Below are 19,077 nucleotides of genomic sequence, written 5' to 3'. Positions count from 1 at the left end.
AGTTACGTTATTTTTTCAATACATAACTACCTGGTGCATCCATTAGAGGTTTTAATGGGAGTTGATTCAAGTCAGGGGCAGGTATCAGTTTCCCTGAATGAGTTTTTAACCATTTTAACCATTCTGGCCACCATGAGCCGGGATATTCTGTTGCCTGTTCTAGCCATTGTTCTGCATGAGGGGGAAAATGATGATTGACTTTATAGCCGTATTTTTTAGCCTCAGGGGCGTTGATAATCCCTGCGATATGTCCTGATCCGCCAAGCACAAAGCGTTTAGGTCCATTCATAAGCTGGAAGCCCAAGTAGGTGGTTTTCCATGGCGCTATATGATCTTTTTCTGTTGAGAGAAAAAAAGTTGGTATGTCAATGGTACTGACATCAATTGGAGTATGATTAAGATGGATCTTGCCTGGTTTTGCCAGATCATTATGCAAATACATCCATCTTAAATATTGAGAATGCATTGTTGCTGGCATATTGGTAGAGTCTGAATTCCAGTACAATATATCGAAAGGAACCGGGTTTTTGCCACGTAGATAATTTTTAATAAAGAAAGACCAAATTAAGTCATTTGCCCGTAATGAGTTAAAACTTGAAGCCATAAATTTTCCAGCAAGATAACCTTTAGACTTCATTTCATCTTCCAGCTTTGCAATTTGTTGTTCATCGATAAAGACAGCAATATCGCCAGGATCACTGAAATCAATCATTGAAGCTAAAAAGGTCGCACTACGGATAGAATTGTCTTGATGTGCTTTATTATAAGCAAGCAACATGGATAGAAGTGTTCCACCGATACAAAACCCCATAGTATTCACTTGTTTTGCATGGAGTTGTTTTTGAATTGTACTAATCGCAGTTAATGGTCCTTCATTCAAATAATCATACAAGCTTTTATGAGAGAAATTTGAATCTGGATTAATCCAGGAAATGACAAATACAGTAATTCCTTGTTTCACTAACCAGAGAATGAGTGAGTTATGCGGGCTTAGGTCAAGAATATAATACTTATTTATCCAGGGTGGAATAATAAGAAGGGGGATCGACTTTACTTTTGCAGTTTGTGGTGTGTATTGGATAAGCTCCATCATGCTGTTTCTAAAGACTACTTTTCCGGGGGTAATGGCGATATTTTTACCGAGCTTAAATGCTTCTGTATCTGTCATTTTAATCATGAGACGTGGAGAGCCTACTTCCAGATCGGAAAGTAAGTTATGAAGCCCTTGTAATAAATTTTTGCCGTGGCTTTTCAATGTTTCATCCATGATTTGGGGATTAGTATGCAGAAAATTAGCAGGAGATAATGCATCTAAATATTGTTTGGTAAAAAATTGCAAGCGTTTTGCCGTATTTGGGTCAGGATATTCCAGATTTTCAAATAAAGTATTCATATGCTGACTAGCTAAGAGGTAGTGCTGGGTTAACATATTAAAAAACGGATTATTTAGCCAGTCTTCTTCATGAAAACGTGGGTCATTTATGGGCATAGATGTCCCATTTAACCAATGCTGCAATTGGACTTGTGCTAAATTAAACGCATCTTGCCAGTATGCAAGTTGCATTTCCCAGATTTTTTCCGGATTCTGTAAAAGAATACTCATTACATTTTGAAAGTGCTCCGTCAACTCAATGTACTGGTTGATTATCACGGGAACTTGTAAAGGAGTTTCCTTTACATCAGAGATAATTTGCAGAGTTTTTTCTGCTATTGCTTGCAACAGCTCGGCAAGTTCTTTGTCATGGGTCATCCTAACTCCTATTAGACAAATTAACAGGTGTATATTTTGGTTTTTTTATTGGTGTTTAGCAAGTTTTATTTAGAATAACCCTTACTGAAAGGGTGTGGGTGTAATTATTGCAGAATTATTATTAAGAAATATTTATGTGTTTTTTTTGAAAATAGCCTTATTTAAGTAAATTTACCAATTTCTAATTGTTCCCTCATGCCAAAAATAACCGCTTTCCTTTTGCTTATTGATAAGCTCGTAGAGTTCGTGTGCTGTCTTAGAAGGCAGTTTTGGCGCATTGTTGGTACCCATATCTGTTTTGACCCAACCTGGGTCAAAACTGGAGACAATAATTTTAGGTAATCTTTTTGCCAGAAGCAGGGTATACATGTTTAAGCAGGATTTTGACATTTTGTAGTGCGGGACCGAGGCAGAGTCGTTGGAACTGAAAGCCCCCCATCCTGACGAGATATTAATGATTTGGGCATTGGGATTTAACTTGGAAATGCATTGTTCGGTTAATTCAATTGTTCCAAATACATTAACATTGAATGTCTCTCTTAGTTGGCTCATGCTAATTTTCTCTTCTTGCCAATCTTCCAGGAGTACAGCGGCATTGTTAATTAGCGCGTCAATTTTTGGTAATTGTCTAGCAAATTGATTAATTTGTTCTGAATCTGTTAAATTAAGTGGATGGATTTTTAGATTCGGGTGGTTTAAAACAGTGCGTCCAGTTGTTGAGGTTCCAATAACGAGCCAGTCATTTTTTAGAAAGATTTTTGCTGTTTCTAATCCGATCCCGCGGCTAATACCAGTAATTACAAGAGTATTCATAATCCTATTTCTCCATAATATCCGTAGCCTGGGTGCAGCGAAGCGTAACCCGGGAAATTTGATGGTCCCTCAAACCCGGGTCACGTTTTGCTGTACCCGGGCTACAATATTTTTTACCTGAATTTTTCCTAATGTTTAAAGTGGCGAATTCCAGTAAATACCATAATTATTCCGTGTTCTTCAGCACACGCGATAATTTGTGTGTCTCTGATTGAACCGCCTGGTTGAATAATCGCAGAAATACCTGCTTTTGCAGCAATTTCCACAGTATCCGGAAAAGGAATAAATGCATCTGAAGCCATGACTGCTCCATGAGTATTAAATCCCATGAGTTCTGCTTGCCACAGACCAATGCGAGCGCTCATAACCCGACTGGTTTGGCCGCCTCCCAAACCAATCGTTGCCGCATCTTTAGCATAAACAATTGCATTGGATTTCACATGTTTTACGGCAAGCCAGGCAAACAGTAAATCATTCATTTGCTCTTCGGATGGTTTTTTTTGAGTTACAGTTTTTAATTCATAACTTCCTAGCGAAAGTGAGTCGTGTTCTTGTACCAATAACCCTCCATCGACTTTTTTCATATTCAAGCGAAATGCATCATCTGACTTCCACGCTCCAGTCACCAGGACACGAATATTTTCTTTGCTGGCAAGGATTTCTTTGGCTTCATTACTAACTTCGGGCGCTACAATAACTTCTACAAATTGTTTTTCAAGAATAGTTTTTGCTGTATTGCCATCTAATTTTTGGTTAAACGCAATGATCCCACCGTAGGCAGATGTCGGATCACATTGGAATGCTTTTAGATAAGCATTTAGAGGAGAATCACTTATGGCGATTCCACAAGGATTAGCATGTTTGACAATAACACAAGTGGGTTTGTCACAGGAAAATGATTTAACACAATCCAAAGCAGCATCAGCATCTAGAATATTGTTATAAGACAATTGCTTGCCCTGAAGCAATTGCGCAGCACCAAGAGAGCCGGATGAACTGTTTTTATCTACATAAAAAGCTGCTTGTTGATGTGGATTCTCTCCATAACGTAAGTCAGTTAGTTTATTAAATTGACAGGTGAGAACCTCTGGAAAGCCACAGGGAGTATACTGTTTATCTAATGTAGTCAGATAATTCGTGATGGCCGCATCATAAGCGGCGGTGTGTGCAAAGGCTTTTTTGGCTAAGGTAAATCCCCAGTCAGAAGGAATTTTTTGTGTTTTCAGATAATGAATAAGTTCCGGGTAATCGTCTGGTTTTACCACCACAAACGTATTTGCATGATTTTTTGCCGCTGAGCGAATCATTGCTGGACCGCCAATGTCGATATTTTCTATAGCCTCGTTGAAATTACAGTCAGGCCTACTGATGGTTTGTTCAAATGGATATAAATTAATTATCAGCAAATCGATGGGCTTAATGGAGTGCTCTTTTAGCGTTTTTTCATCCTTTTTTTTACGTGCCAGTAGACCTGCATGAATGGCTGGGTGCAGTGTTTTAACTCTACCATCCATCATTTCGGGAAATCCTGTGCATTCACTCACATCGATGACAGGTAATTTATTTTCTTTAAGTAATGCAGCAGTATTTCCTGTGGCAATCAGTTCAACGCCCATTTCATGGAGCACTTTTCCCAGCGCTACTATGCCTTTTTTATCGGAAACACTAAGCAGGGCTCTTTGAGGCTTAAAATTAGAGAATGTATGTTCTTGGACCATTATAACTTCCTTAACTAGTATGGCTGAGTGCAGTGAAGCAAACCTCCAGGAAATCTAATTTCAGGATTGTTTTTACTTGCACTAAGTTATGACAATTTAATCTGTTTTGTGTTTAAAAGCCAATAATGCCCATCCATTAAGGTTTTCCTGATGAACTGCAGTGAACATTGAACTATACGTTGCAATAAGTTCGGGAGCTTGTTCTTCGAGGATGCCCGAGACAATGAGTATTCCTTTAGGATTTAGCAATTGCTGAAAGCGTTTTTTCAGACTCATTAATGGTGCCAACAAAATGTTTGCGATAATCAAATCGACGGGTTTATGTACTACTTCGGGCATATCAATTGACAATTTGCGTTCATCAAGTCCATTGGCCAACGCGTTATTTTTAGTCGCTTGCAGCGCTTGTGGATCAATATCTACTGCATGTACTTCCCATGCGCCTAATTTTAATGCAGCCAAAGAAAGTATTCCTGAGCCACAACCGTAATCAATAACCGATTTATTCTTTAAATTAGCCTGTTCCAGCCAAGTCAAGCATAAAGCAGTCGTGGGATGGGTCCCGGTCCCAAAAGCTAAACCCGGATCGAGCATGAGATTGACTGCATCGCGTTCAGGAGGAGTTGACCAAGTGGGACAGATCCATAGGCGTTGGCCAAAACGCTGCGGTTTAAAATCGTCCATCCAGGCTCTTTCCCAATCTTTATCTTCCAGAACTTCCAGGGAACAGGTTAATTCGGGGTACGTTTGTAACAAGTGATCTCGTGTATATTGCGCCTGAAAAACTTCTGAAAATAAAGCCTGAATGACAACTTCAGGCCATAATGGTGTTGTTCCTGGCTCAGGTTCAAGAACAGGATTGTCATTTTTATCGGTAAGCATCACTGACAGCGCACCGAATTCTTCCAACTCCTCGCTAAGTAATTCTATTTCTGAGGTTGGACAATGTTCTACTTTTAATTGAAACCACACAGCATTAGCCCTTCAACATTTTTTCCAGGTAATGGATATTAGTACCACCTGCCATAAAAGATTGATCATGGAAAATACGTTGATGTAATTCAATATTGGTTTTTATACCATCTATGATGATTTCATCAAGCGCATTTCGCATTCTTGCGATGGCCTCATCACGTGTTTCCCCATAACTAATCAATTTGCCTATCATGGAGTCGTAATTGGGGGGAACCGTATAACTGCTGTAAATATGAGAGTCAAAGCGAATGCCTGGTCCTCCGGGTTGATGCAATAACTTTATCATTCCTGGTGACGGCATGAAGGTTCTGGCATCTTCTGCATTGATCCGGCATTCAATTGCATGACCACGTAGCTTTATATCTTCTTGGCTAAGCGTCATCGGAATATCACTGGCAATTTTGATTTGTTCTTTAATTAAATCGATTCCAGTGATCATTTCAGTTACAGGATGCTCTACCTGGATTCGTGTATTCATTTCAATAAAATAAAAACACCCATCCTGATATAAGAATTCAAAAGTTCCTGCGCCACGATATTGCAATTCTTGGCACGCTTTGACCACAGAGGCACCAATTTGTTTTCTCAATTCAGGACTAATTCCCGGGGCAGGTGCTTCTTCTACTACTTTTTGATGACGTCTTTGCATGGAGCAGTCACGTTCACCTAAATGAATTGCCTTACCTTTGCCATCTCCAAGTACCTGGAATTCAATATGACGCGGATTTTCTAGGAATTTCTCCATGTAAACAATAGGATTATTAAATGCAGCTTTTGCTTCACTACTGGTAAGTGCGATGGCATTGAGTAAATTGGCTTCACCATGAACAACACGCATACCACGTCCACCGCCGCCACCTGCTGCTTTTATAATAACAGGATAACCAATTTTTCGGGCAATTTCTAAGTTGACCCGATCATCATCTGACAAAGGGCCATCTGATCCTGGAACACAAGGAACTCCCGCAGCCTTCATTGCGTTGATGGCAGATACCTTGTCACCCATAAGACGAATGGTATCTGCCCGGGGGCCGATAAAACGAAACCCGCTTTGTTCTACTACTTCCGCAAAATCAGCATTTTCAGAAAGAAATCCATAACCAGGGTGAATCGCTACGGCATCAGTAATTTCGGCAGCAGAAATAATCGCTGGGATATTAAGGTAACTTTTTTGTGCTGGAGCAGGGCCTATACATACCGTTTCATCAGCAAGGCGCACATGTAATAAATCTTTATCTACATCTGAATGTACGGCTACAGTCTGAATGCCAAGTTCTTTACACGCACGTAAAATACGAAGAGCAATTTCACCTCTGTTGGCAATAACAATTTTACTGAGCATGGATGTACCCTCTATTCTATAACAAACAAGACCTGATCGTATTCAACAGGCTCTCCATTAGCGACAAGTATTTCTACGACTTTACCGGCACGATCCGCTTCGATTTCATTAAACATTTTCATTGCTTCAACAATACATAAAACATCCCCGGCTTTGACTGTTTGACCAAGAGTCACAAAAGGAGAACTTTCTGGTGATGGAGAAGTGTACATTGTACCTACCATAGGAGAACGAATTTTATGGCCCGAAGCAGTCGGTGCAGCAGGCTTGCTTTCCTGGTGCGAAGCAGCCATTGCATGAGCAGGTGGATTATTTACATTAGGATATGACTCCTGACGAGGTGCAGGAGCAGAAATATAGTGAACTTGATGCGGTTCTGCTGCAGGCACACTACTGTGACGGCTCAATCTAAGTGACTCTTCACCTTCTTTAATTTCAATTTCAGAAATGCCAGTTTCTTCCAGCAATTCGATTAATTTTCTGATTTTACGAATGTCCATTGTTTGCTTCTCTTTCAATAATTGATGTTAATGCTAATGAATACCCTTGCACGCCCAAGCCACTAATCGTTCCTTTTGCTATATCAGAAAAATAAGAATGGTGACGAAAAGGCTCACGGGAATAAATATTACTAATATGTACTTCAATAAATGGGACGGCCACAGCACATAAAGCATCCCTTAAAGCCACACTGGTATGAGTAAAACCTGCAGGATTAAAAATTATATAATCTACTTTGTCGATACTGGCCTGGTGAATTGCCTGGATTAAATCCGCCTCGGAATTGCTTTGATAACAGCTTAATGCAAGTCCGGCTTGTGTTGCTTCTTTGATTAAACGGGTGTTGATATGATCGAGCGTAGTGGCGCCATAAATTGATGGTTCTCGAGTTCCCAAGAGGTTTAAATTTGGTCCATGTAAAACCAGAATTTTTTTCATGTTTTAGTTAGTATCGAGCAATTTTGGCTGATTTTGCCTGATCTTCCTAAAATTGTCTATATATCTCCGAGGATATCTGCATGATCTCCGCTTTTTTATATTTTTTGTCCCTACGATATTGAGTGAAAATTTGCTGGGCTTTATTGCAGTAAAACTAGACTATTGAATTAATTCATGATGCAATCATTTTAGGAATTAAAAGGCGTTCTATTCAACTCTTCCCAGAGAAAGGAATTTTTGATGCAGGAGAGGCTCGAGCAACAGCAAGGGATACAAAAAGTACAACCGGTAATATATTTTGTTATTTTTATGATGATGATATTAGTGCAAATTTCCATTGATCAATATATTCCATCATTACCTGCTATTACGAAAGCCTTTAAGAGTACCGAATCATCAATCCAATTCACTCTATTTCTTTTTATGTTTGGATTGGGAATTTCCCATATTTTTTTTGGGCCTTGGTCCGATAAAATTGGCCGTAGGCGTCCATTAATTTATGGTATTGGAATCAGTGTCATAGGTTGCCTTTTTTGTTTATTTGCTCCCTCTGTCATGGTGTTAACGTTGGGACGGTTTTTACAAGGATTTGGCATTGGCTCGTGCAGTTCAGTAGGGCGTTCATTAATTCGTGATCTTTTTGCTGACAAATATTTATCAAAAATTGGTTCTTATGTCGGTGTTGTAAGTACGTTTCTTCTGGTTGCTTCCCCAATTTGGGGTGGGTTCATTCAAGAGCATTTTGGATGGAGGGCGAACTTTTTATTTATTTTTATCGTGGGTTTTGTATTTTGGTTTTTTATTCTCTGGGCTTTGCCTGAAACCAATAAAAATCTTAATCCTGATGCAACTAAAATAAGGGTAATACAGCAAAATTATTGTGCTTTATTAAGGTCTAAAATTTTTTTAGGTTACACTCTATGTGCCTGTTTTGCATGTGCTGGTTTAGTTGCTTATCTTACTATTGCTCCTTTTTTGTTTCAAAATGTATTGGGATTAAGCCCTTTGGAATATGGTCAACTGTCAATTTTTATTGCCGGTGCTATTTGCCTTAGCGGAATAATTAACAGCCAATTAGTCATGTCTAAAGGAGTATCTTACATGTTGTTTATGGGTGTCCTGTTGATGATCGGCGGAGGAGGGATCATGCTCAGTTTTGCTCTTGCAGGAATAATGAATGTAGCGACAATCATGATCCCGATTGCATTATTTAGTATGGGGGCAGGCTTTACTTTTATTAACGCTTTTGCAGGAGTTTTCCATCCATTCCCTCAAATTGCAGGAACAGTGGCGGCATTATATGTCAGTATGCAAGATTTAACTTCTGCATTGACAAGTGGGATCATCGCAGTGGCTAAGATACAAGGTCAACTCTCTTTGGCTTTAATATTACTTGTACTAGGCTTAAGTGCATTGGCAGCATGGTATTATCAAGAATCAATAATCCAATAAAGAAGTTTTCATTTCAGTCACATCATTTTGGGAAAATAGAGTGTAGGGAAGAATTTTTATCTCTTCATCTCTGTATTTTTTATGGTAATTATTACCAGGCATAAATAATAATTTCAAAAATCCTAAAATTATGCTAGCTTGGATAAGATTTTTAAAGTTATTGGTTGTGTTCACAGGTGTGACTCACTGTTAAAACCAATCAGGTTATTCTATAGCTTGATTTTAAGGACTAATGGTTTGGCAGGAGATGAGTTGCTTTCAATTTAGATTAAGTTGCAAATAAGGAGAGGGTTTCCATGCATCATAATTACTATTTATCTCCCCTAGCTGTTGCTCTGGCCTTGGGAATAGCATCTTCTGCGAGAGCCGCAGAACCTATGCCTTTACAGAAGGCGTCTCTTGAGCAAGTAAAACAAAAGTTTGCTTTGACACCACAAGGCATCACTTTTGCTAAAGACAGTTTAAGTTTTGTAAGTGAGCATACTGATAATAATAAAGTAACTCACGTGCGTATGCAGCAACAATATGTAGGATTTCCTGTTTATGGTGGTTATGCGATTATGCATAGCATACATACAGCAAAATCATTAGCTAAAGCACAGTCAAATGTAGCTATGAATGGCGTCATTTATCAAGGCCTACAGACTGAATTGGGGCAACCTGATGCTTCTTTTGTGAAAAATGCTGATCTGGCGCTACAACAATTTAAAGCTAAGTATGCGGGTAAAGAGGTACGTGATGAAAAATCTACCCCTATGGTTTATATCGATGCTCAGCATAAAGCACACTGGGCTTATAAAGTAAGTGTTCTTGTTGTGCATAGAGATCAAATTCCAGAACGCCCAACTGCAATAATTGACGCAAAAACCAATAAACCCTTTGTACAATGGAATGATATAAAAACAAAAAGAGATTCGGCGAATGGAGCAGGTTTTGGTGGAAATAACAAAACAGGGTTCTATCGATTCGGAGCTGATTTACCCTATCTCGATTTAACTCGTGATATGAGCAATGAAGTTTGCTTTATGGAAAATACAGATGTCAAAGTAATTGACATGGATCACCGATACAGTTCTAGAAATAAAGCAATGAAGTTTAATTGTCCAACCAATGACTCCAACGTTTACCTAACTGGTTATAAAGGAGATGGTTATGACAAAGAGAATGGAGCCGCCTCTCCAACAAATGATGCCTTGTATGCTGGCCATGTGATTAGGCATATGTTTAAAGATTGGTATGATACTAACGCACTGAGTAATCCTGATGGTTCCCCAATGCAGCTAGTCATGCGAGTTCATTATGGCGAAGGTTATGAGAATGCATATTGGGATGGTCAGCAGATGACTTTTGGTGATGGCGATACCATGATGTATCCATTAGTATCTCTTGGAGTAGGTGCCCATGAAATCAGCCACGGTTTTACAGAACAACATTCCAATCTTCAATACTTTGGCCAATCTGGCGGAATGAATGAGGCCTTTTCTGACATGGCAGCTCAGGCAGCTGAGTATTATTCTGTGAATAAAAGTAGCTGGCAAATTGGCGGCGAGATCATGAAAGAAGACAGCGGCTGGGAGGCATTACGTTACATGGATATGCCAAGTCGTGATGGTGAGTCTATTGATACTGCTGATGAATACTATGGTGGTCTGGATGTTCATTATTCCAGTGGAGTGTACAACCATTTATTCTACATTTTGGCCAATCAACCTAATTGGAATACCCGCTCAGCATTCGATGTTATGGTTAAAGCCAACATGGATTATTGGACACCTTATTCAAACTTTGATGAGGGTGGCGAAGGTTTGGTAAGTGCAATTACTGACCTAATCGCAGGTGATCCGAACCATGAGAAGTATCCTTCTTCTGCTGTATGTGATGTTAAAAAGTCATTAAACGAAGTTAAAATCATTACTAACATGGAAGGCTGTGCATAATTAATCTATGTGGTAATAAATTCAGCCAGAAGTTTACTTATAACTTCTGGCTGTTCCATGTGAATATGATGTCCTCCATCCATATTTTTAAGTGTCAGATTTTTTACCGTCTTAATCCGGTTATTCATTATTTCAGGATCAAAAGAAAATCCTCTGCTGGATAGAAGTAGATAAGTTCTTGCCGTAATTTCTTGCAGACAAGAGAGTATTTGAGTTTCCGTCATCCGTAAAGGTGAGCGTGCCAGTAAGCGTTGATCATGCCGCCAATAATATTGGCCTTGCTTTTCTATTAAACTTCGCTCACAAAGAATTTTTGCAATGTCTAGAGAAACATATCCTTTAAAGGCACGTGCAAGAGCCGCGCTACTTATGCTGTCATACCCCTTAGGTTTTTTGCTTTTTTGAGCAAGAAAATGTGCGAACTCTCTTAATTGTTGGCATGCGGTTTCTGCCGGATGAGAAAATGGGCCTAATCCCTCAATTAGACTTAGGGAGAGAAAACGCTCGGGAACTACGCCTCCAACCAAACTTGCCAGGCAAGCGCCCATGGAGTGTCCTAATAGATGGACTGTATCAAGTTTTAATGCATTGATTATTTCAATAACAACAAAAATTCCATCAAAAAAATGATAATGACATCCTTCGGGAAGATGTGATGAATGACCATGGCCAGGCAAATCAACAGCAATAAAATAAAAATCATTCTCTAGAAATGAAGCAAGAGGAGCAAAACTGTTTGCATTATCTAACCAACCATGTAGTGCAAGAATTGTAGGTTTATCGGGATTTCCCCAAATCGTGCAGGCTATAGAAAAGCCTGGAATGGTGAGCTTTAATGTTTTCATTTTATTTACTATTTTTTTAATTAATATAAGTAATCATTATATCCCTACTGCAAACAGGAGAGCTATAATTCCTTATAAAATGAATAATGATTTGAGCCTCGTGGTTTCAATGATTACAATTAACGTGTTCAGTAATTTTTTTGAAAGCTCTATAACGAGAGAGTAGTGCAATTTTTTTATGACATTTAGTGTTATGCTTAATACGAGAACTTGAAAAGAGTAAATTATGCAACAAGAAGTACAGAGCGTTTCATTAATTACTTATAATATTCATAAAGGGTTTGGTGTAGGCGGCGCTGTGCGTTTTTTGCTTCCTAAAATGCGCGATGCAATTACCAGCTTAACTCCTGATTTTGTTTTTTTACAAGAAGTTCAAGGCGAACATAGAAAACGACAAAAACGGATCAATGCTTGGCCTGACTCCCCTCAATTTGAATATATTGCTGAAAACATATGGCCTCACTATGTTTATGCAAAAAATGCGGTATATGAATCGGGACATCATGGGAATGCAATTTTAAGTAAATATGCTTTTGAACGATTTGAAAATATTAATCTTGCAAATATACGCAGAGCCTCGAGGGGAATATTGCATGCACAATTGAAACTGGATAAGGTCACCATCCATTTATTATGTGTTCACTTAGGCCTTTTTAAAACAGAGCGGATGGTGCAATGTAATGCTTTAATGCAGCGCATAAAGGATGTAGTGCCACAAGATGAACCCCTATTGATGGCTGGGGATTTCAATGATTGGCGTACTGTTATTTCCAAACCTCTGGCTGAGAACTTAAATATAGAAGAGGCTTTTGTTTCAGTAGAAGGACAGCATGCACGCTCATTCCCGGCTATAAGGCCGGCACTTTGCATTGATCGCGTCTATTTCCGTGGCATGAAAGTGCAAGAGGTAGCGTGTTTACATGGCAAGCCCTGGCGAATGCTTTCTGACCATTTGCCGCTTTATGCTCGTTTTGAATTGATTAAACCTCTTTAGCATTTTGTTTAAAAATCGTAGTGTGAATCTTTTTAGGATGCATAAAGATGAGGGTTACTGTTTTGGGGATTGGTTTATTTCATGGAAAAAACCTCTCCCCAATAGAATGATTATTCCATATTGCTGTTGTATTCACTTACACAAGCTAAGCTATTCAAACGGGCGCGTTTTAATAAAGCTTCTTGTGCTTTAGCGATATTCGCTTTATTTCCGCCCCAGGCAGCTAAACAATCTTCCTGTAGTGCTCTGCCGAAAGAAAAGCTGAGTAGCCAAGGTTGATGGTCGATGCTATTGATTGCATTCAAATTTGCTGTAGCTTGTTGTGGTGTTTGCCCACCAGAGAGGAAATTAATTGTTGGTACTGCAGCAGGTACGTTATTACGGAATACACTAATTGTGTAGTCAGCAATTTCATCAGGCTCACTGAAAGGACTATGTGCTTTACCACAAGTAACCATACTTGGTTTTAAAATAATATGTTCTAACTCAATCTGGTGAATAAATAAGGCATGGAATAGTTCGTGCAATACAATTTCACATACTTCTGCACAATGTTCAATAGTGTGATCACCGTCCATGAGTACTTCTGGTTCAACAATAGGAACAATCCCTGCTTCTTGGCAAGCTGCGGCATAACGTGCCAGATTTTCTGCGCCTGTTTTAACCGCGGTCAAACTGGGAGTAAATTCAGAAATTGAATAGACATTCCGCCATTTAGCAAATTTTGCACCTAATTTTTTAAAATGCTGCAAACGCTCAGCTAATCCATCGAGCCCTTGAGTTACTTGTTCGCTTTCAGTATTGGCGAGATGAATTAGTCCTTTATCTACTTTAATGCCCGGAACGATACCCTTATCAGCAAATAATTGAGGGATAGGAGTTCCATGCTCATCAGTTTGGCTAAAGGTCTCTTCAAATAAAATAACCCCGTTGATATATTGTTCTAAATCAGTAGTCGTGGCGAGCAGTAATCTATAATCTCTGCGATTTTCTTCAGTATTTTCAATACCAATCGAGGTAAATCGTTTACCTATAGTTGAATTGCTTTCATCTGCAGCTAAAATTCCTTTGCCCTCTTGCAGTATAAGCTCCATAGTATTGGATAATTCATCATAACTCATAGTGTATTTGCTCCTGATTGTTTACATTATCTAGATATATATTTTTCACGAATAATTTGTTGCATAGCAAAACCTTGTTCTTTTAAAGAGTGAAAAGCCTCGTCGATCATACCGGGATTTCCACATAAATAAATAACATCGTGCTGAGGATTTAGATTTAATGTAGGAAAGGCATGTTGTACATAGCCGCTGTACTCATTTTCATTTAATTCATGCACAGGTTGTCTGCTTAAATAGGGTCTGAATAAAACCTTGGGATATTTTTGAGAAAATGCTTGGAACTCATTGGCATAGAGAATTTCTTCTCGTCGTTGTACTCCTTGTAATATGACAACCTCAAGTGCTGGGTGCTGCTCCATAAGTACTCCTAGTTCTTGAAGCATTGCTCGGTATGGAGTAATTCCTGTACTGGTAGCGACTAAGATAAATCGACGAGGGATTGTTTCATCTTTGATAACTAATCGACCATATGGCCCACTAACCTGAATCGTATCACCAGATTTTAAATTATACAGCAATTCAGTACCTGGTCCATTTTCAAAATAGCCGGCTGCAAGCTCAATTTGATTATCTTGTTGTGGTGCATTTGCTATACTATAACTACGTTTTAATATTTTACCTTGATGTTCAAAATGAATGGTAATAAATTGACCAGGTAAATAATTGAAATATGGGGCTACTTCACAAGTAAAAATGAAGTGCTTTACTTTAGGAGAAATCATAAATGATTCTTTTAATTTGATGGGAAATGTGTTTATTTGCATGACGAATATTCAACTTTACTGTAAAAATCTGAGATTATAACTCCGAATGAAGCTTAATATAAGCAAAAAATTATGCAATATAAGTTTTAACAGCATATAATTAAATTATGAATACACCGGATCTCATTACAATTATAGGCAATCTCAGCCATTCCTTATATCCAGTACAACATTTAATTACTGGGGGAGCATATTTGCTGGGAATTTTATTTTTTATAACCGCTATTTCCAAATTCCGGAAAATTGCAGATCACCGGTCAGGATCCTCGTCGCAAGAAAAAATGTTTAGCCCAATGATGTATCTACTGATGGGGGCGGCCTTACTTTATTTGCCGACTGCGTTAGATATTATGGCCAATACTACCTTTGGGGTAGGTAATGTTTTAACTTATACCTCATACAATTCATCAAATATATTCAGCTCAATGGGATTAGTTGTCCAAACTGCAGGAGTCTTATGGTTTGTGCGTGGATGTGTGTTGGTTGCACATGCCAGTCAGCCAGGAACTCAGCATGGACCTAAAGGTTTAGTATTTATAATTGCCGGGGTATTGGCAATGAATTTTGATAACAGCATAGCGATGCTGAATTATGTAATGAATTCTCTCACTTCCTGGACTATAGCAATTAAAACGAGCCAAGGGTACTAGCCGCACTCTTCTTAGTTTTCTTCCCCACAGATTCTGAGGTTATTTGCCTTAGCAAAATCAATAATGGACTGATAAAGTAACGGGCTTGATTCTTTAAGCTTTGGATCAAGTAAAATGCATTGGTATCCCTCACTATTTACACTGGGCCTTAATAGAGGGGAATAATGAATACGACTGTTCTTAAAGCTTGCCAATGAGCCACTCATACGCTCCGCCCAGTCACTGGGTCGAAAAGTTTTTCCTTGTGAAGTTATTCCTTCGATAATGATGGTTTTTTTTTCAGATGCAGCCATATTTTTTATGTAATATAAATACAGTATGTTAATTATACCATCATATGAGGGGGCTGTACTGAAATTTATTCATTTTGCAAAAATAAATTTGTGTTAAATTTGGTTTTCAAAAGCAATTTTTATCCCTATTATGTCAACATATTGTATTTGGCATTTTTTTGAAGGTTATTAGGAATGGAAAAAGAAAGTCATTCTGGTATTTATTTATTGCCTAATTTATTTACAACGGCCAGCTTATTCGCCGCATTTTACTCACTGGTTGCGTCGATGAAGGGACAATTTGAAGCCGCTATCATCGCCATATTTATTGGCATGATTGCTGATGGACTGGATGGGAGAATTGCACGTTTAACTCATACACAGACAGAGTTTGGTGCTGAATATGATAGTTTATCCGACATGGTCACCTTTGGTGTTGCCCCTTCATTGTTAGTATATAATTTAATTTTAAGTCAGTTAGGTAAAGTAGGCTGGTTGGTCGCTTTTGTTTATACAGCTGCGGTTGCTTTACGCTTAGCTCGCTTTAATACTCAGATTGAAACAGCAGATAAACGATATTTTCAAGGGTTGCCTTGCCCGCCATCTGCTGCAGTAATGGCCTCTTTTGCCTGGTTATGCTATCAAAATGAATGGCAGAATATGTTTGTTGCCCTATTAACGGCGCTCTTGTCATTAACTACTTCAGGTTTAATGGTTTCTAACTTTCGCTATTACAGTTTTAAGGAAGTGGATTTTAAGGGCAAAGTTCCATTTCTTTATGTCTTGGTAATGATCATTTTATTTGTAGCTATTGCAGCCAATCCTTCAGTCGTCTTATTTGTAGGTTTTACTGTTTATGCATTATCTGGGTTATTTATGACTTTATTTGCTTTGCACAAAGTGAGGAAGCAAAGAAAGAATTCTGAGAAATAGAAACAATTATTTAAGGGTCTTCAATAAGTACCTTCTGCAATAGGATGAGATTATGATGTTGCAACCCTTACCCATGCTATATGCTATAAGTGGATTATGTACATCAGATGGAAAATATCATCTCGCTGATTCCAATTACTCGAAAGGTTTTATTGATTACAATGATGTAAGTTTACTTATGAACTATATTCAGTTAAAAAATAATATATTATTCAAATTCCACTTATTCGCCTTCACCAAAATAATTATTAATCAAATGAGTTAAGGCTTCATTCATTTGTACTTCATCAGGGCCATCTATTTCCATAATGAGTTCACTCCCTTTATTGGCTGCAAGCATCATAACACCCATAATGCTTTTCCCATTAACGGTTTGTGAATTACTGGTTACATCAATTTGGCTTTGGAATTTTGCTGCGGTAGAAACAAACTTTGCCGAAGCTCGTGCGTGTAAGCCCAATTTATTAATTATTTTAATTTTAGTTTTAATCATAGCGCTACAAATGTATCATGAAATAGGTAATAAGTGTAGTTAAGCTCAGCAAAGTGGAGCCAAGATAAAAATAGGCTTTCACTTTGCTGTTTGCAAAATTACTGCAAGCGATTATTCCTTAATCGTGATGCTTATGGCTTTTCTCTTTATGTTTCGTTAGTTGACGTTCCAACTTATCAATCAACGTATCAATTGCAGCATATAAATCATCAGATTCTGAGCTTGCATGCAGTTCACCTTTGGTTACATGAACGGTTGCTTCAGCAATTTGACGTAATTTTTCTACATTCAATACCACGTTAATTGATTTGATTTGATCAAAGTGACGCTCCAGCTTATCGAATTTTTCTTCGGTAAATGCTCTGAGGGCAGGAGTAACATCAATATGATGTCCAGTGATGTTAATTTGCATGAAAATCTCCAGTTACATAAGGTCTGTTTGACAATTCTACTATCTTTACAAAAAGGGGGGCGATTTTTATATGCTCCGATACTCACATACTTTATTCATGTATGCTGCATTTCGATGTTCTAAAGTCACACCATTTTGGCTCAATCTAGCGAATTGTCAACAGGCCTCTAAATTAATTACAAATTATTTTTCTTTCATTGGATGGAGCAATTCCCATTGCTTCACGATATTTTGCTACGGTTCGTCTTGCTACTTTAATACCCTGTTCTTCCAATAATTGGGTAATTTTACTGTCACTCAATGGTTTTTTTCTATTCTCCGCAGAAATTAATTTTTTTATGACGGCACGTATGGCTGTAGAGGAGCATTCATCTCCAGCATTTGTGTTGACATGACTTGAAAAGAAGTATTTGAGTTCAAATACTCCTCGAGGGGTGTGGATAAATTTCTGTGTAGTGACACGAGAAATGGTTGATTCATGCATATCCAAAGCGGAAGCAACATCATTGAGAATTAATGGCTTCATCGCTTCTTCGCCAAACTCTAGAAATCCTTGCTGGTATTCCATGATGCACGTAGCTACTTTAAGCAGAGTTTCCTGGCGACTTTGAATGCTCTTTAAAAACCAGCGGGCTTCTTGCAGGTTATTTTTCAAAAACTGATTGTCTGCACTATTATCTGCTCGTTGAATCAGTGATGCATATTGGCTATTAATACTTAAATGAGGAAGTACACTTTGATTCAGTTGAACCCTCCATTTATTATTAACTTTTTTAACCGTTAAATCAGGAATAATGTACTCCGTAATGTCTTCATGAATTAAATTGCCCGGCTTAGGGTTTAGACCTTGAATTGTTTTCAACACCTCATTAATTGTTTTTTCAGTAATCTGATGATTTTTCATTAATTGTTTGTAATTATGCTGAGCCAGTAATTCAATGTCTTCGGTAATAATCTTTTTAGTCAATGCCAAATGTTCCGCATCCAAAGAAAGCTGCTCTAGCTGTACAAGTAGTGCCTCTGCGAGGCTTGTTGAGGCGCATCCCACAGGATCAAATAATTGTAAGCGATGACGTACTGCATTTATTTCATCTAAATCGAGTGGATGTTCATCACTTGTAAGAATCGCATGCAGTTCAGGAATGCTCATCGTTAGGATACCATCACTATTCACTGCATCAATAATTGTGGTTGCTATTGCTCTGTCTATATCACTCATAGGAGAAAGCTCAAGTTGCCATCTTAGATGGTCTTTTAAATTAGTTGTTGTGCAATGCAAATTATCGAAATTATAGTCATTATCCTCAAAAGAAGTGCGTTTGTTTGGGCTTTGATACAGTTCAGACCATTGAAAATCATAGGACTCATCATTATTTTGCTGCTTTGCTTCATTGGGACCAAATTCTTCTTTATCTTCATTTGGAGTTGCTTCAAGCATTGGATTAGATTCAACAATAAGCTGAATTTCTTGCTGTAAATCAATCGTTGATAATTGCAACAGTCTTATTGCTTGTTGTAACTGTGGCGTCAGCGTCAGATGCTGTCCAATACTTAGTTGCAATGATGGTTTCATGCAAATCCTCTTTGTATTTATTCATTGCTATTTACTATCAGTTTAAACGATTCGTAAGGATTATCCAGTATCTATGGGCGTTAATTTAGGAATC

The 19,077-nt window shown here is 38.3% G+C and carries 19 protein-coding genes; 5 read left to right on the top strand and 14 right to left on the bottom strand.

Annotation, left to right across the window (positions count from 1 at the left end; genetic code table 11):
- Positions 1-7: 7 nt before the first annotated feature.
- From LXO92_RS16055 to aroQ, 7 genes are all read right to left on the bottom strand, one after another.
- Positions 8-1,750, bottom strand: coding sequence for a PHA/PHB synthase family protein (locus tag LXO92_RS16055; RefSeq protein WP_182350544.1), 1,743 nt, complete (start codon positions 1,748-1,750; stop codon positions 8-10).
- Between the two features lie 171 nt (positions 1,751-1,921).
- On the bottom strand, positions 1,922-2,563 hold the full coding sequence (locus tag LXO92_RS16050) for an SDR family NAD(P)-dependent oxidoreductase (protein WP_182350543.1): 642 nt from the start codon (positions 2,561-2,563) through the stop codon (positions 1,922-1,924).
- Between the two features lie 128 nt (positions 2,564-2,691).
- Positions 2,692-4,281 carry a bifunctional phosphoribosylaminoimidazolecarboxamide formyltransferase/IMP cyclohydrolase gene (gene purH, locus LXO92_RS16045; RefSeq protein WP_182350542.1) on the bottom strand — a complete coding sequence of 530 codons (1,590 nt, stop codon included), beginning with the start codon at positions 4,279-4,281 and terminating at the stop codon, positions 2,692-2,694.
- A 96-nt stretch (positions 4,282-4,377) separates the two neighbouring features.
- Positions 4,378-5,253, bottom strand: coding sequence for a 50S ribosomal protein L11 methyltransferase (prmA, locus tag LXO92_RS16040; protein ID WP_232891314.1), 876 nt, complete (start codon positions 5,251-5,253; stop codon positions 4,378-4,380).
- A 4-nt stretch (positions 5,254-5,257) separates the two neighbouring features.
- Positions 5,258-6,598, bottom strand: coding sequence for an acetyl-CoA carboxylase biotin carboxylase subunit (accC, locus tag LXO92_RS16035; RefSeq protein WP_182350540.1), 1,341 nt, complete (start codon positions 6,596-6,598; stop codon positions 5,258-5,260).
- 11 nt (positions 6,599-6,609) lie between these two features.
- The gene (accB, locus tag LXO92_RS16030) at positions 6,610-7,098 is read right to left on the bottom strand and encodes an acetyl-CoA carboxylase biotin carboxyl carrier protein (protein WP_182350539.1); all 489 of its coding nucleotides are present in this window, start codon (positions 7,096-7,098) and stop codon (positions 6,610-6,612) included.
- The gene (gene aroQ / locus LXO92_RS16025) at positions 7,085-7,537 is read right to left on the bottom strand and encodes a type II 3-dehydroquinate dehydratase (RefSeq protein ID WP_182350538.1); all 453 of its coding nucleotides are present in this window, start codon (positions 7,535-7,537) and stop codon (positions 7,085-7,087) included. The genes accB and aroQ overlap by 14 nt, the downstream gene beginning before the upstream one ends.
- A 240-nt stretch (positions 7,538-7,777) precedes the next feature.
- Here aroQ and LXO92_RS16020 point away from each other — a divergent pair, with 240 nt between their 5' ends.
- On the top strand, positions 7,778-8,989 hold the full coding sequence (locus LXO92_RS16020) for a multidrug effflux MFS transporter (RefSeq protein WP_182350537.1): 1,212 nt from the start codon (positions 7,778-7,780) through the stop codon (positions 8,987-8,989).
- A gap of 296 nt (positions 8,990-9,285) precedes the next feature.
- Positions 9,286-10,926: a zinc metalloprotease ProA gene (proA, locus tag LXO92_RS16015; protein WP_182350536.1), complete on the top strand. Its 1,641-nt coding sequence runs from the start codon at positions 9,286-9,288 to the stop codon at positions 10,924-10,926.
- Between the two features lie 5 nt (positions 10,927-10,931).
- Here proA and LXO92_RS16010 read toward each other — a convergent pair whose 3' ends face one another.
- Positions 10,932-11,771 (bottom strand): alpha/beta fold hydrolase, encoded by an 840-nt coding sequence (locus LXO92_RS16010; RefSeq protein WP_182350535.1) that lies wholly within the window; start codon positions 11,769-11,771, stop codon positions 10,932-10,934.
- A gap of 226 nt (positions 11,772-11,997) precedes the next feature.
- Here LXO92_RS16010 and LXO92_RS16005 point away from each other — a divergent pair, with 226 nt between their 5' ends.
- Positions 11,998-12,765: an endonuclease/exonuclease/phosphatase family protein gene (locus LXO92_RS16005; protein ID WP_182350534.1), complete on the top strand. Its 768-nt coding sequence runs from the start codon at positions 11,998-12,000 to the stop codon at positions 12,763-12,765.
- A gap of 110 nt (positions 12,766-12,875) precedes the next feature.
- Here the strand turns inward: LXO92_RS16005 and LXO92_RS16000 are convergent, their stop codons facing one another.
- Both LXO92_RS16000 and LXO92_RS15995 read right to left on the bottom strand, forming a co-directional pair.
- Positions 12,876-13,886, bottom strand: coding sequence for a class I fructose-bisphosphate aldolase (locus tag LXO92_RS16000; protein WP_182350533.1), 1,011 nt, complete (start codon positions 13,884-13,886; stop codon positions 12,876-12,878).
- 26 nt (positions 13,887-13,912) lie between these two features.
- Complete coding sequence (locus LXO92_RS15995; protein ID WP_182350532.1) at positions 13,913-14,650, bottom strand: ferredoxin--NADP reductase; 738 nt, start codon at positions 14,648-14,650, stop codon at positions 13,913-13,915.
- A 107-nt stretch (positions 14,651-14,757) separates the two neighbouring features.
- Here LXO92_RS15995 and LXO92_RS15990 point away from each other — a divergent pair, with 107 nt between their 5' ends.
- A complete protein-coding gene (locus tag LXO92_RS15990; RefSeq protein ID WP_182350531.1) occupies positions 14,758-15,300 on the top strand; it encodes a type IV secretion protein IcmC in 543 nt (180 codons plus the stop codon).
- Positions 15,301-15,311: 11 nt separating this feature from the next.
- Here LXO92_RS15990 and LXO92_RS15985 read toward each other — a convergent pair whose 3' ends face one another.
- Entirely contained in the window at positions 15,312-15,593 is a 282-nt protein-coding gene (locus LXO92_RS15985) for a DUF3579 domain-containing protein (RefSeq protein ID WP_019233559.1), read from the bottom strand.
- Positions 15,594-15,767: 174 nt separating this feature from the next.
- On the opposite strand from LXO92_RS15985, the gene pssA reads away from it, so the two are divergent.
- Positions 15,768-16,505, top strand: coding sequence for a CDP-diacylglycerol--serine O-phosphatidyltransferase (gene pssA, locus LXO92_RS15980; RefSeq protein ID WP_182350530.1), 738 nt, complete (start codon positions 15,768-15,770; stop codon positions 16,503-16,505).
- Between the two features lie 223 nt (positions 16,506-16,728).
- On the opposite strand, the gene LXO92_RS15975 is transcribed toward pssA, so the two are convergent.
- The 3 genes from LXO92_RS15975 to LXO92_RS15965 all read right to left on the bottom strand — a co-directional run bounded on the left by LXO92_RS15975 (position 16,729) and on the right by LXO92_RS15965 (position 18,983).
- On the bottom strand, positions 16,729-16,998 hold the full coding sequence (locus tag LXO92_RS15975) for an HPr family phosphocarrier protein (protein ID WP_182350529.1): 270 nt from the start codon (positions 16,996-16,998) through the stop codon (positions 16,729-16,731).
- A gap of 118 nt (positions 16,999-17,116) precedes the next feature.
- A complete protein-coding gene (hpf, locus tag LXO92_RS15970) occupies positions 17,117-17,410 on the bottom strand; it encodes a ribosome hibernation promoting factor (protein ID WP_182350528.1) in 294 nt (97 codons plus the stop codon).
- Between the two features lie 172 nt (positions 17,411-17,582).
- Entirely contained in the window at positions 17,583-18,983 is a 1,401-nt protein-coding gene (locus LXO92_RS15965; protein WP_182350527.1) for an RNA polymerase factor sigma-54, read from the bottom strand.
- Positions 18,984-19,077: the final 94 nt, after the last annotated feature.

Origin of the sequence: Legionella resiliens (assembly GCF_021344005.1) — a bacterium.
In the GTDB taxonomy this organism is placed as follows: domain Bacteria; phylum Pseudomonadota; class Gammaproteobacteria; order Legionellales; family Legionellaceae; genus Legionella; species Legionella resiliens.
The sequence above is the reverse complement of the archived record's forward strand: the minus strand, read 5'-3'. Positions and strand labels throughout refer to the sequence as shown.

Bases quoted from the DNA above. Each gene is read 5' to 3' on its own strand.
- LXO92_RS16055 (WP_182350544.1), bottom strand. From the start codon at position 1,750: ATGACCCATGACAAAGAACTTGCCGAGCTGTTGCAAGCAATAGCAGAA.
- LXO92_RS16050 (WP_182350543.1), bottom strand. From the start codon at position 2,563: ATGAATACTCTTGTAATTACTGGTATTAGCCGCGGGATCGGATTAGAA.
- purH (WP_182350542.1), bottom strand. From the start codon at position 4,281: ATGGTCCAAGAACATACATTCTCTAATTTTAAGCCTCAAAGAGCCCTG.
- accC (WP_182350540.1), bottom strand. From the start codon at position 6,598: ATGCTCAGTAAAATTGTTATTGCCAACAGAGGTGAAATTGCTCTTCGT.
- accB (WP_182350539.1), bottom strand. From the start codon at position 7,098: ATGGACATTCGTAAAATCAGAAAATTAATCGAATTGCTGGAAGAAACT.
- aroQ (WP_182350538.1), bottom strand. From the start codon at position 7,537: ATGAAAAAAATTCTGGTTTTACATGGACCAAATTTAAACCTCTTGGGA.
- LXO92_RS16020 (WP_182350537.1), top strand. From the start codon at position 7,778: ATGCAGGAGAGGCTCGAGCAACAGCAAGGGATACAAAAAGTACAACCG.
- proA (WP_182350536.1), top strand. From the start codon at position 9,286: ATGCATCATAATTACTATTTATCTCCCCTAGCTGTTGCTCTGGCCTTG.
- LXO92_RS16010 (WP_182350535.1), bottom strand. From the start codon at position 11,771: ATGAAAACATTAAAGCTCACCATTCCAGGCTTTTCTATAGCCTGCACG.
- LXO92_RS16005 (WP_182350534.1), top strand. From the start codon at position 11,998: ATGCAACAAGAAGTACAGAGCGTTTCATTAATTACTTATAATATTCAT.
- LXO92_RS16000 (WP_182350533.1), bottom strand. From the start codon at position 13,886: ATGAGTTATGATGAATTATCCAATACTATGGAGCTTATACTGCAAGAG.
- LXO92_RS15995 (WP_182350532.1), bottom strand. From the start codon at position 14,650: ATGCAAATAAACACATTTCCCATCAAATTAAAAGAATCATTTATGATT.
- LXO92_RS15990 (WP_182350531.1), top strand. From the start codon at position 14,758: ATGAATACACCGGATCTCATTACAATTATAGGCAATCTCAGCCATTCC.
- LXO92_RS15985 (WP_019233559.1), bottom strand. From the start codon at position 15,593: ATGGCTGCATCTGAAAAAAAAACCATCATTATCGAAGGAATAACTTCA.
- pssA (WP_182350530.1), top strand. From the start codon at position 15,768: ATGGAAAAAGAAAGTCATTCTGGTATTTATTTATTGCCTAATTTATTT.
- LXO92_RS15975 (WP_182350529.1), bottom strand. From the start codon at position 16,998: ATGATTAAAACTAAAATTAAAATAATTAATAAATTGGGCTTACACGCA.
- hpf (WP_182350528.1), bottom strand. From the start codon at position 17,410: ATGCAAATTAACATCACTGGACATCATATTGATGTTACTCCTGCCCTC.
- LXO92_RS15965 (WP_182350527.1), bottom strand. From the start codon at position 18,983: ATGAAACCATCATTGCAACTAAGTATTGGACAGCATCTGACGCTGACG.